Raw genomic sequence first — 11,282 nt, forward strand, 5'->3', positions numbered from 1 at the left:
CATGGACAGCGGCGACCTGCGTCGGGCGTACGAGGAGCTGCTCGCCGAGGTGGAGGCGGGTGGCTTCGGCGGGCCGCCGCCGGGGCAGCTGAGCGCCGAGCAGATCGTGGCGCACCTGGCCGCCAACGACGAGCTGATGAGCGAGGCGACGGAGGCGGTGCTGGCCGGGTCGCCCTTCGCCTACTACGACCTGGAGACGATCCACCGGCCGCAGGTGGACGCGCTGGTCGCCGAGTGCGGCGGGCTGGACGGCCTGGCCACCCTGCTGCGCGCCACCAGTCACAAGTTGTGCGCCCTGGTGGAGCGGCTGGGCCCGGCGGCCGACACCCCGGTCGAGACGCACCTGCGGGAGGGTTTCGATCTGCGGGTGGACGAGCCGCTGCCCTGGTCGCGCACCCTGGACCTGCACACCCGCGTGCACCTGCCCAAGCACCTGGCCCAGCTGCGGATGCTGCGCCCGGTGGTGGCGTAGCCGGCGCAGCCTCAGCCGACCGTCCACTGCTGCTGGGCCGAGCCGGTGCAGGGGACCTGGCGCAGTTCGTCGCCGGCCTCGGTGCCGCCGTCCTTGGCCTCTGCGCACTTGCCGGAGTGCACCGCGACCAGCAGCACCGGGCCGCTGCCCATCGGGGTCAGCCGCCACTGCTGGTTGGCCTGGCCGTGGCAGGGGTACTGCTGGAGCTTCGCGCCGTCGTCGCCGCTGCCGCCCTCGACGTCCAGGCACTGGCCGTGTGCCGCGTTGGTCAGGGTGACCAGGTCGGGGGTGACCGGGTTGGCCACCCACTGCTGCTCCGGCCCGCCGGTGCAGGCGGCCAGTTCGGCCTCGGCCTTCTCGTCGTCGCCGTCGGTGCCGACGCAGAGGCCGGAGACGACCGACCGGAGCACCTTCGGCCCGGTGACGGCGGCCGGGGCCGGCGGGGTGGTGGGTGAGGCGCTCGGCGAGGGCGTGGCGGGGCTGCTCGCCGTCACCTCGGGGATCTCCGGGGTCGGCTCCTGGGTCGGCGGCGCGGACGCGGCCGCCGCCGGCACCACCGGTGGTTCGTCGCCGCCGCCGAGCACCCCGGTGGCGAAGAAGACCCCCAGCAGGACGCCGACCAGCCCGGTGGCCAGCGCGAACCGCATCAGCGGGTCCCGGGGCAGCCCGGGGCGCGGGGCCGGGCGGGCGCCGTAGACGGTGCCGGACGGGTCGTGGTGTTCGTCGGGGACGGACATGGGGGCATCCTGACCCACCGGCCGGGTCGACGGCCACCCGGCCCGTCCGGCGGTGACTCACTCGACGACGGTGACGTCCTTCCAGAAGGCCACCCGGTCGCGCACCATCTCGGCCTCCGGCTTCGGGTCCGGGTAATACCAGACGGCGTCGGCGCTGGTCCGGCCTTCGTGGGTGAGCGTGTAGTAGGAGGCGGTGCCCTTCCACGGGCAGACCGTGTGGGTGTCCGACTCCCGGATCAGGTCGGTGCGCAGGGCGGAGCGGGGGAAGTAGTGGTTGCCCTCCACCATGACGGTGTCGTCGCTCTCGGCGACGACGAGGTCGTTCCAGACGGCTCTCGGCATGGACACCACGCTATGTCGGCCCGGCCGGCGTGACCACCGCTCGGCTGCGGTCCCCGGGGCGATGACGGCCGTCCGGGCCGCGGCGACCGCCGCGTCGGTGTCCGGCCCCACCCGGCTGTCCGGTTCCGGACGCGCGAGGCCAGCGTGGACGTCCCCGCACGGAGGGCATGCGGCGCGTAAGGTGATCTCATGCGCGCTCTGCGTGATCATGACCAGGCGGTGGCGACGCTGCGGCGGTCGTACGCCGCGGTGCCCCCCGGACAACCCGTCCGCCTCGCCAAGCGCACCTCCAACCTGTTCCGGCCGCGGGCGGCCACCCGGGCGCCGGGGCTGGACGTCGCCGGTCTGGACGGCGTCCTCGCGGTCGACCCGCAGGCCCGCACCGCCGAGGTGCAGGGCATGTGCACCTATGAGGATCTCGTCGACGCCACCCTGCCGTACGGGCTGATGCCGTTGGTCGTGCCGCAGCTGCGCACGATCACGCTGGGTGGCGCGGTCACCGGGCTGGGCATCGAGTCGACGTCGTTCCGCAACGGCCTGCCGCACGAGTCGGTGACCGAAATGGACGTGCTGACCGGTGCCGGCGACCTGCTCACGGTCCGGCCGGACGGGGAGCACGCCGACCTCTTCGCGGCCTTCCCCAACTCGCTGGGCAGCCTCGGGTACGCCACCCGGCTGCGCATCGAGCTCCAGCCCGTACGGCACGCGGTGGCGTTGCGCAACGTGCGGTTCAGCCGGCTGGAGGAGCTGACCGAGGCGATCGGGGACGTGATCACCAAGGGGGAGTGGGAGGGCCGGGGAGTCGACGCGATGGACGGGGTGGTGTTCAGCCCCGGCGAGGCGTACCTGGTGCTGGGGAGCTTCACCGACGACCCGCCGCGGCCGAGCGACTACACCGGCCAGGCGATCTACTACCGCTCGCTGCGCGAACGCACCCGCGACGCGTTGACCACCTACGACTACCTGTGGCGCTGGGACACCGACTGGTTCTGGTGCTCGGCGGCGTTCGGGGTGCAGCATCCGCTGGTCCGCCGGCTCTGGCCGGCCCGCTGGCGGCGCAGCGACGTCTACCACCGGCTGGTCCGCCTGGAGCACCGGCACCAGGTGGCCGCCCGGGTGGACCGCTGGCGCGGCCGGCCGGCCCGGGAGCGGGTGGTGCAGGACGTGGAGATCCCCCTCGATCGGACGGCCGACTTCCTGCGCTGGTTCGCCCGGCACGTGGGGATGTCCCCGGTCTGGCTCTGCCCGCTGCGGCTGCGCGAGCCGGCCGGGCCGGGTTCGGCCCGGGGGTGGCCGCTGTACCCGCTGCGGCCTGGGCAGACCTACGTCAACATCGGTTTCTGGGGGACTGTGCCGATCGCCGAGGGTGCGGCGGACGGCGACGTGAACCGCTCTGTGGAGCGGGCGGTGTCCGAGGCGGGCGGCCACAAGTCGCTCTACTCGGACGCGTACTACGACCGGGAGGCGTTCGACCGGCTCTACGGCGGGGACGTCTGGCGCGCCGTGAAGGACCGCTACGACCCGGACCACCGGCTCACGGGACTGTACGAGAAGGCGGTAGCGAGGAAATGAGCCTGACCGACCGAGAACAGGGGGCGGCGAGCACCCCGTCCACACCGCCGGCGGGGGGCCGGCGCATCGGCACGACCGTCGCGGACGTCGTCCGCGCGGTCACCGCCCGGGACCTGCCGGTCCGTGTCACCGGGTACGACGGCAGCGCGATCGGCCCGACCGACTCCGGGATCACCCTGGCCATCCGCTCGGAGCGGGGCCTGTCGTACCTGCTCACCGCGCCGGGTGACCTGGGCATGGCCCGGGCGTACGTCAGCGGTGACCTCGCGCTGGAGGGGGTCCATCCGGGCGACCCGTACGAGGCGCTGCGGGTGCTCAAGGACGAGTTGCGGCTGCGGCCGCCCTCGGTGGCCGAGGGGCTGGCGCTGGTGCGCGGGCTGGGTTGGGAGCGGCTGCTGCCCCCGCCGCCCCCGCCGCAGGAGGCGCAGCCGCGCTGGCGGCGGGTGGTGAACGGGCTGCGGCACTCCCGGCTGCGGGACAGCACCGCCATCTCGCACCACTACGACGTCTCGAACGCCTTCTACGAGAGGGTGCTCGGCCCGTCGATGACGTACACCTGCGCGGTCTACCGCAGCCCGTCGGACACCCTGGAGCAGGCCCAGGCGGCCAAGTACGACCTGGTCGCCGGCAAGTTGGCGCTCAAGCCGGGGATGCGGCTGCTGGACGTCGGGTGCGGCTGGGGCGGGATGGTCCGGCACGCCGCCCGTGAGTACGGCGTGCGGGTCCTCGGGGTGACCCTGTCGCGGGCGCAGGCGCAGTGGGCGCAGGCGGCGATCGAGCGGGAGGGGCTGACCGGGCTGGCCGAGGTGCGGCACCTGGACTACCGGGACGCTCCCCGGCAGCAGTTCGACGTGGTCTCCTCGATCGGGTTGACCGAGCACGTCGGGGTGCGCAACTACCCGGCGTACTTCGGGGCGCTGCGGGACCGGCTGCGTCCCGGGGGCCGGCTGCTCAACCACTGCATCACCCGGGCCGACAACCAGGCCCCGCACCGCTCCGGCGCGTTCATCGACCGGTACGTCTTCCCGGACGGCGAGTTGGCCGGGCCGGGCCGGCTGATCGGTGAGATCCACGATGTCGGGCTGGAGGTGCACCACGAGGAGAACCTGCGCCAGCACTACGCGCTGACGTTGGCGGCCTGGTGCCGCAACCTGGTCGAGCACTGGGACTTCTGCGTCGGCGAGGTGGGCCAGGGCACGGCCCGGGTGTGGGGGCTGTACATGGCTGGGTCGCGGCTGGCCTTCGAGCGCAACGGCATCCAGCTGCATCAGGTCCTGGCGACCCGGAACGGGCCGGACGGGGTGAACGGGTACCCGCTGCGTCCGGACTGGACGCCCTGATCCGAGTCGACGAGAGCCGCGTCGGATCACCGGCGCGGCTTTCGTCGAACCGATTGACAAAGGAAGTTTTTACGTACAAGATGATTTTGCCATGAGAGACGTCCTGTACCTGGAACGGATCGAGCAGGCCGAGGTCCTGCTCAAGCCGCAGCGCATCGAGGTGCTGCGGCAGCTGGCCGAGCCACGCACCTGCACCGAGGTCGCCGGCCGGCTGGGGCAGACGCCGCAACGCGTCTACTACCACGTCCGGCAGTTGGTGGCGGCCGGCCTGGTCGAGCAGGTGCAGACGCGCCAGGTGCGCGGCATCAGCGAGGGCATCTACCAGGCCGCCGCGCGGTCGTACTGGCTCTCGCCCCGGCTCGTCGGGCGGGTCGGCGGGCTGCGCCGGGCCCGCGACGAGTTGAGCCTCGGCCACCTGCTCGACCTGATGGAGGAGGTTCAGGCGGACGTCGCCGCGCTCGACCGGTCGGCGCCGGAGCTGCCCTCGATCGGGGTCTCCGGCGAGATCCGGGTGCCGGCCGAGCGCCGGCAGGAGTTCCTGCACGACCTGCAGTCCACGCTGCAGGACCTGTTCACGCGCTACGGGGGCGCCGAGGGGGACGCCTTCAAGCTCGCCGTGGCCTGCTACCCCAAGGGGGATGACCATGACTGAACCGATGAAGCTGAGTGCCCGTCTCGCTGCGCCGGTCGAGGCGGTGTGGCGGGCGTTGACCGACCCGGCCGAGCTGCGCGTCTGGCTGACCGAGCACGCCGAGGTCGAGCTGCCGCGACGGTACGAGTTCTGGGGGCGGCACACCCCCGAGGGTGACGCGCCGCACCAGCGGCTGCTGCAGGCCGACGACCACACGTTGCGCTTCGCCTGGCTGCTCGACGGCGTCGAGACCACCAGTGAGATATCCCTGGCGGTCGACGGGCCGCAGGCGACCGTGCTGACCCTCACCCAGAGCCACTTCGACCTCGCCGCTGCGATGAGCGGCAGCAGCAGCAGCCACGGCGTGCTCCAGACCTGGTGGAGCCTGTCGATCGCCAATCTCGCCTCTCACCTGGACGGTCGTCCGCTGCTGCCGAAGACCGACTTCACCTCCGCCGAGCTGCGCGGCGAGCTGGTGATCGGCGCCGCAGCGGAGAAGGTCTGGCAGTCGCTGACCGACTCCGAGCAGGCCAGCGCCTGGTTCGGCTACCCGATCGGGATCGAACCCTGGGTCGGCGGCCGCTACGCCATGGGTGGCTTCGAGGCGGGCAACGCGGCCAAGGTGATCGACCTGGAGCCCGGCCGGAGGCTCGCCATCGACTGGGGACCCATCGGCGTCAGCACCTGGGAGCTGGCCGAGTCGGACGGAAAGACGAAGCTGACCCTCGTGCAGAGCGGCTTCGACGAGGGCAACCCGCCGTACGACGGGTGGAGCGGCATGGTGTCGGGCCTCTACGAGCTGCGCCGCTTCAACGAGATGGCCGACTGGCAGCCGATCTGGGTGACCGAGGAGGTGCCGACCGGCGCCTGAGGGCCGTCCCGTCGGGGTGGGCCGCGTCCACGGCCCACCCCGACGTGCGCCACCCGCCCGTGGACACCCACCGGCCCCGAACCCGGTGGGTGTCCGACGGACGCGCTACGGACCCGAGGACCTCAGCGCCTCGGCCCGGCGCAGCAGGGCCCGCCGCTCCGGCTCGGTGTCGGTGCAGACGAACATCATGAACTTCATCGTTCGGCTCCTCGGTGTCGTGGTCTCACCAGGGTGACGAACGCCGGAGCCGGATCCGGACACCCGCGTGGCGAAAAGTTCCGCGACCGGCATCGGGACACGGCCCGGCGGGTCAGACCGCTTCCGGGCCGCGCTCGGGGATCATGTCATCGTCACCGCAGCTCGGCGAGGGTTCGCCAGAGGAGGCCAACGATGCCCCGCGACGACTGGAAGGGTGTCGTCAACCAGATCCTCTACGGATTGATCTTCACGAGGGAGTTGGACGACGTCGCCGCGAGCCGGATGGCCGACGCCATGGTGGAGCGGCAGCACTTCGTCGCCGGCCCGGGCGTGTACGCCGCCGCGATCCTGCGGGCCCGCCGGCACCGCGGCCCCCTCACCGACGAGATGCCGACGCCGCACGGCGAGGAGGGGTTCCGGGCGTTCCTGGAGCTGCTCGCCGCCGAACTCGACGCGCGCCGTCCGTGGCGGCGCACCACTTCCTGAGAGATCGGGGATTCAACCGCGGCGGGCGGGGTACAGGCGGGCGATGTTCTTCATCTTCGGACTTCGCACGTCGGTCAGCCGCTCGGGTGTGGCCACCGCCGTCTGCCGCAACTGCGGCAACCAGGCCGCGCAGGTCGTCACCCGGCGGTCGACGAAGTTCAGCCTCTTCTTCGTCCCGTTGATCCCGGTGCGCACCCGCTACGTGCAGCAGTGCACGTTCTGCGGGGCCGAGTACGCCATCTCGAAGGACGAGGCCCGTCGCCTCCCGGTCGGCTGAACGATGGCCCGCTTCCTCTGCTGGCTGATCGGCCGGCAACCCGTCGTACCGGACCCGGCGCCGGTGCACACCGTCTCCCGCCCGCCCTGCACCCCGGGCCGTCGTCGGTACCGTCGCCGCCGCCGGCCGTTGGCCGGGGCACGGTTGCCCCGCTCACCCTGGACCCGGTCGGCCGAACGCTGACCCGGACCCGTACCGGAGCCGGCTCCACCTGCCCGTTCTAGGCTGATGCCGCCGAGTAACGGGGAGATTCATTGCGCAACCACCCGGCCGTCGTGCTGGTCGCCGTCCTGCTGTCCACCATCTCGCTGCCCGCGTCGCTGACCGGCGCCTCGGTGGCGTTGCCGGAAATCGGCCGGGACCTCGACGCCGGGCTGGCCGGCGTGCAGTGGGTGGTGAACGGCTACAACGCCACCTTCGCGAGCTTCATGCTGGCCACCGGCGCGCTGGCGGACCTGTTCGGCCGGCGGCGGGTCTTCGCCACCGGCGTCGCGATCTTCGCCGGGGCCGGGCTGGCGGCCTCGGTGGCGACCGGCATCGTGCTGCTCGACCTGCTGCGCGCGCTCGCCGGGGTCGGCGCGGCCGCCGCCGCGACCAGCGCCTCCGCCATCCTGGCCGCCACGTTCACCGGCCGGGCCCGGGCCCGCGTGTTCAGCCTCTTCGGTACGACCATCGGCGTCGGTCTGGCCTTCGGCCCCTCCGTCGCCGGGCTGCTGATCGACGCCTTCGGTTGGCGGGCGGTCTTCGCCGGGCCTGCCCTGGCCGGCCTGGTGGTGCTGGCGCTGACCCCGCTGCTGCCCGAGTCGCGCCAGCCGCACGCCGGCCGGATCGACTGGCCCGGCACGGTCACCTTCACCGCCGCGCTGCTGCTGCTCATCTTCGGCTTCGTGCAGGGTCCCGAGACGGGGTGGTCCGATCCGGTGATCGTGGCCGCGTTCGTCGCCGCGCTCGTCCTGCTGGTGGCCTTTGTCGTGGTGGAGCGCCGCCGCCACGATCCGATGTTCGACCTGGCCCTGCTGGCGAGCCCCCGCTTCGTCGGGATCTGCCTGGCGGCGGCCACCATCGTCGCGGTGCTGGTGCCGCTGCTGGTCTACCTGCCGTCGTACCTGACCACGGTGGTCGGGATGAGCCCCGGCGCGGCCGGCGCCACGCTGATCCTGCTGACCGCGCCGACGCTGGTGCTGCCGCTGCTCACCGGCGCGACGGCCCGGCTGGTGCCACCCTCGGCGGTGGTCGTCACCTCGGTGGCGGTGGTCGCGGCCGGCGCGGCCTGGGCCACCGTCCTGGCTCCCGACAGCGGCGCGGCCGCCCTGGCGGGTCCGCTGCTCACCATCGGTGTCGGGGTGGGCCTGTCCATCGGGCTGCTCGACGCGATGGCGATCGGCAGCGTCGTGCCGCACCGGGCGGCCACCGGCGCCGGGATGATCAACACTGCCCGGTTGGCCAGCGAGACGGTCGCCATCGCGGTGGTCGGCGCGGTGCTGGCCAGCACGACCGGTGGCCGGCTGGCCGATCCGGGCTTCACCGGCGGGCTGCGCACGGTGCTCTGGTCGATGGCGGCGCTGGCCCTGACCGCCGCGGTGGTGACCGCCGTGCTGGTCCGCCGCGCCCGGGTCCGGGGCGGTCCCGTCGGTTGAGGCGCCGCAGGCCGCCACCCGCCCGCGCGGTGCCGGCCGTGGCGACGGCGGACGGCTATCGTGGCCTGTCGTGACGAGCACCGCGCAGCGACTGGCCGCCATCCGGGGTGACGCGCCGCCGAAGCGGCACAACGCCCGTACCATCGCCGCGCTCACCGGGAACCCGGGCTGTGCCCGACGGGCGGTGCTCGACGGCGCCGGGGCGGACAAGCCGAAGCTCGCCGAGCGGATCGGTTTCCCGGCCCGTTTCGGGCAGTCCCGGTTCGCCATCACCCGCGGCAACGCGTTCGAGGCGCAGGTCAAGGCCGATGGTGGGGTGGAGCTGCTGCGGCTGGTCGCGCAGCGGCTGGGCGTACCGGTGCCGGAGCGGGCGAGCTGGACGGACCTGGGCGGCGCGGACGACCTGCCGGACCGGCACGAGCGGTCCCGGCGGGCGTTGACCGCCGTCGGGCCGGACCCGGCGCTGTTCGACCATCCGCTGCTCGGGCTGGACGTCGCCGGGCAGCGGGTGAGCCTGGAGCCGGATCTGGTCGCGGCCCGACTCGGTGGCCGGTTCCACGTAGTGGAGATCAAGTCGTTCCCGGTGGTGGACGGGCAGGCCGACCCGGCGAAGGTCTCCGCCGCCGCCGTCCAGTCGGCCGTCTACGTGTTGGCGCTGCGCGAACTGCTCGTCGCCGAGGGGTACGACGAGGAGCTGGTCTCGCACGACGTGGTGCTGGTCTGCCCGCGCGACTTCACCAACCGGCCGGTGGCGAGCCTGCTCGACGTGCGCAAGCAGTTGCTGGTGCTGCGCCGTCAGCTCGACCGGATGGCCCGGCTGGACGACCTGCTCGCCGGGGTGCCGGCGGGGTTCACCGCCGACCCGTCGGCCGAGCCGGCGGCGCTGGCCGCCGCGCTGCGCACCGTCGAGGCTCGTTACGCGCCGGAGTGCCTGGCCAGCTGTGAGCTGGCGTACTTCTGCCGGGACGAGGCGCGTGGGCACACCGGCGCCCTGGGCCGGCCGGTCCGCGAGGCGCTGGGCGGCGTCGGCACGGTGGCCGACGTGCTGGCGCTGGCCGCCGGTGAGCGCGCTCCCGACCCCGGGCAGGAGGAGGCCGCCGCGCTGCTGCGGGCCGCCGCCCGCCTGCGCGCCGACGCCCTCGCCGGAGACCCCGCATGAGTACGCTGCGGGCGCTGGCCCGGGCGCAGGCGGTCGCCGCGGGGGCGGCCCAGCGGGTGGCCACGGTCCGCCACCTGCACCTGGCCGAGCGGCCGCTGGTGCTGGTGCCGCTCGCCATGGCCGGTGAGGCGAACGCCCCGCTCGCGGCGCTGGTCGGCGCGGCTCCGGACGAGGCGCGGCTGCTGATCGTGCCGCAGCCCCGCAACCGGGACCAGCGGTTCCGGTTCGCCGCCGAGCTGGCCGCGATCGTGTTGCCGTACCTGGACTCGTTCCGGGGGGTTTCGGAGGCGGTGCCGGTGGACCGGGGCCGGGACGTGCGGTACCGGTACCTGGACGCGCCGCAGCTGCTGGTGCCGAGTCCGGCCGGGGTCGGCTTCCTGCGGCTGTTCGGCCGCTCCACCCGGTTCCGCCGCACCGACGGCGAGTATCCGGTGCACCCCGACGTGCCGCTGCTCGGGCGTTGGCTGACCTTCTTCACCGAGCGGGCCGAGCATCCCGGCTCGTCGGCGTTGCTGGCGATGACCGACGCGCTCACCCTGCACTGGGCCACCGGGCAGAGCACGGTGGAGGATCTGCACCTGCCTGCGCTGCTGGGCTGGATCGACCCGCCCGCCGGGCTCACCGGCGCGCAGGCGGCCGTCCGGGCGGAGGATCCGAGCGCCTGCCCGCCGGCCGGCCCGGCCACCGACCCGGACTTCGACAACCGGGTGCTCGCCCCGGCCGTGGCCGCGTACGCGGAGGCGGGGGAGGACCCGGTCGCGGCCGCGGCGGCGTACGCGGAGCTGGAGCGGGTGCTGCGCGCGCAGCTCGCGCCCACCTGGGAGCTGATGTGGCGCGGCGTCGGGTTGTTGCGTGCGCTGACCCCCGGGGCGCGGGTGGCGGGCCGTTGGGACGGCGACAAGGACGCCTTCACCGCGCACGCCGAGCACGTCGACTCGGGTGGCGCGCCACAGCCCCGCCGGGACGGGGCGGTGGCCGCGGCCGTGCGGCTGCACCGGCTGGAGCGTGCCCTGACCTCGTACGCGGTGCAACGCGCCTACGACGACGCGCTGGTCATGGCGGAGCACCGGCTGACCGGTGAGGCGTTCGTCGGCGACGTGACCCTGGCCGATGCGAAGCGGGTGGACGACAGCGGCAGGCGGCCGGTGCTGCGCCCGCGTATCCAGGTGGTGACCGCCGAGCCGGTGCTGGTGCCGGTGGGGGCGACGCTGTACTCCCCGGCCCGCCCGGCGCAGAAGGCGAAGGTGGTCTTCGTGACCCCGGCGGACGGCAAGACCGAGGTGGTGCTGGAGCTCTCCGGCGGGATGGGGCGCGGGCTGACCGCGCCACCGGGCACGGTGCCGGAGGTGGGGGAGCGGCTCTGCCTGACCACGCTCTCCGACGCGTTCATGCCGGCGGGGGCGTTTCCCGCGCCGGAGGAGACCCCGTGGACGCACGGCGGACCGCCGGTGTCCGGAACGGACCCGGCAACGGACGGTGACGCGGCCGAGGAGTGGGCCTGAGTCACTCGGCGTGACGGCAAGCATTTACCTGCTTGAAACTTAACCGGTTCAGTAGTCC

Annotated in this window: 12 protein-coding genes; 10 read left to right on the plus strand and 2 right to left on the minus strand. The window is 73.7% G+C overall.

Translation table 11 applies throughout. The features are described from left to right. Window position 1 precedes the first annotated feature (1 nt). Complete coding sequence (locus GA0070560_RS07110; protein WP_091292763.1) at window positions 2-472, plus strand: hypothetical protein; 471 nt, start codon at window positions 2-4, stop codon at window positions 470-472. An 11-nt stretch (window positions 473-483) separates the two neighbouring features. Here the strand turns inward: GA0070560_RS07110 and GA0070560_RS07115 are convergent, their stop codons facing one another. Together GA0070560_RS07115 and GA0070560_RS07120 are read right to left on the minus strand one after the other, a co-directional pair. Beyond that, entirely contained in the window at window positions 484-1,209 is a 726-nt protein-coding gene (locus GA0070560_RS07115; RefSeq protein ID WP_091292766.1) for an RICIN domain-containing protein, read from the minus strand. A 57-nt stretch (window positions 1,210-1,266) separates the two neighbouring features. Beyond that, window positions 1,267-1,551 carry a DUF427 domain-containing protein gene (locus GA0070560_RS07120; protein WP_091293042.1) on the minus strand — a complete coding sequence of 95 codons (285 nt, stop codon included), beginning with the start codon at window positions 1,549-1,551 and terminating at the stop codon, window positions 1,267-1,269. A 189-nt stretch (window positions 1,552-1,740) separates the two neighbouring features. Between GA0070560_RS07120 and GA0070560_RS07125 the strand changes: the two genes are divergently transcribed. The 9 genes from GA0070560_RS07125 (at window position 1,741) to GA0070560_RS07165 (ending at window position 11,224) form a co-directional block, all read left to right on the plus strand. Then, complete coding sequence (locus GA0070560_RS07125; protein ID WP_091292768.1) at window positions 1,741-3,123, plus strand: FAD-binding oxidoreductase; 1,383 nt, start codon at window positions 1,741-1,743, stop codon at window positions 3,121-3,123. Then, the gene (locus tag GA0070560_RS07130; RefSeq protein WP_091292771.1) at window positions 3,120-4,463 is read left to right on the plus strand and encodes a class I SAM-dependent methyltransferase; all 1,344 of its coding nucleotides are present in this window, start codon (window positions 3,120-3,122) and stop codon (window positions 4,461-4,463) included. The genes GA0070560_RS07125 and GA0070560_RS07130 overlap by 4 nt, the downstream gene beginning before the upstream one ends. A 91-nt stretch (window positions 4,464-4,554) precedes the next feature. Further along, window positions 4,555-5,115 carry a winged helix-turn-helix domain-containing protein gene (locus GA0070560_RS07135; protein WP_091292773.1) on the plus strand — a complete coding sequence of 187 codons (561 nt, stop codon included), beginning with the start codon at window positions 4,555-4,557 and terminating at the stop codon, window positions 5,113-5,115. Further along, entirely contained in the window at window positions 5,108-5,965 is an 858-nt protein-coding gene (locus tag GA0070560_RS07140) for an SRPBCC family protein (protein ID WP_091292776.1), read from the plus strand. The genes GA0070560_RS07135 and GA0070560_RS07140 overlap by 8 nt, the downstream gene beginning before the upstream one ends. 390 nt (window positions 5,966-6,355) lie before the next feature. Then, window positions 6,356-6,649, plus strand: coding sequence for a hypothetical protein (locus tag GA0070560_RS07145; RefSeq protein ID WP_091292779.1), 294 nt, complete (start codon window positions 6,356-6,358; stop codon window positions 6,647-6,649). Between the two features lie 43 nt (window positions 6,650-6,692). Continuing rightward, window positions 6,693-6,926, plus strand: coding sequence for a zinc-ribbon domain-containing protein (locus tag GA0070560_RS07150; protein WP_091292782.1), 234 nt, complete (start codon window positions 6,693-6,695; stop codon window positions 6,924-6,926). 254 nt (window positions 6,927-7,180) lie between these two features. Then, the gene (locus GA0070560_RS07155) at window positions 7,181-8,563 is read left to right on the plus strand and encodes an MFS transporter (protein ID WP_091292784.1); all 1,383 of its coding nucleotides are present in this window, start codon (window positions 7,181-7,183) and stop codon (window positions 8,561-8,563) included. 70 nt (window positions 8,564-8,633) lie between these two features. Next, complete coding sequence (locus tag GA0070560_RS07160; RefSeq protein ID WP_091292787.1) at window positions 8,634-9,722, plus strand: hypothetical protein; 1,089 nt, start codon at window positions 8,634-8,636, stop codon at window positions 9,720-9,722. Further along, a complete protein-coding gene (locus tag GA0070560_RS07165) occupies window positions 9,719-11,224 on the plus strand; it encodes a hypothetical protein (protein WP_091292790.1) in 1,506 nt (501 codons plus the stop codon). The genes GA0070560_RS07160 and GA0070560_RS07165 overlap by 4 nt, the downstream gene beginning before the upstream one ends. Window positions 11,225-11,282 lie beyond the last annotated feature (58 nt).

It is taken from the genome of Micromonospora halophytica (assembly GCF_900090245.1).
Lineage (GTDB): Bacteria > Actinomycetota > Actinomycetes > Mycobacteriales > Micromonosporaceae > Micromonospora > Micromonospora halophytica.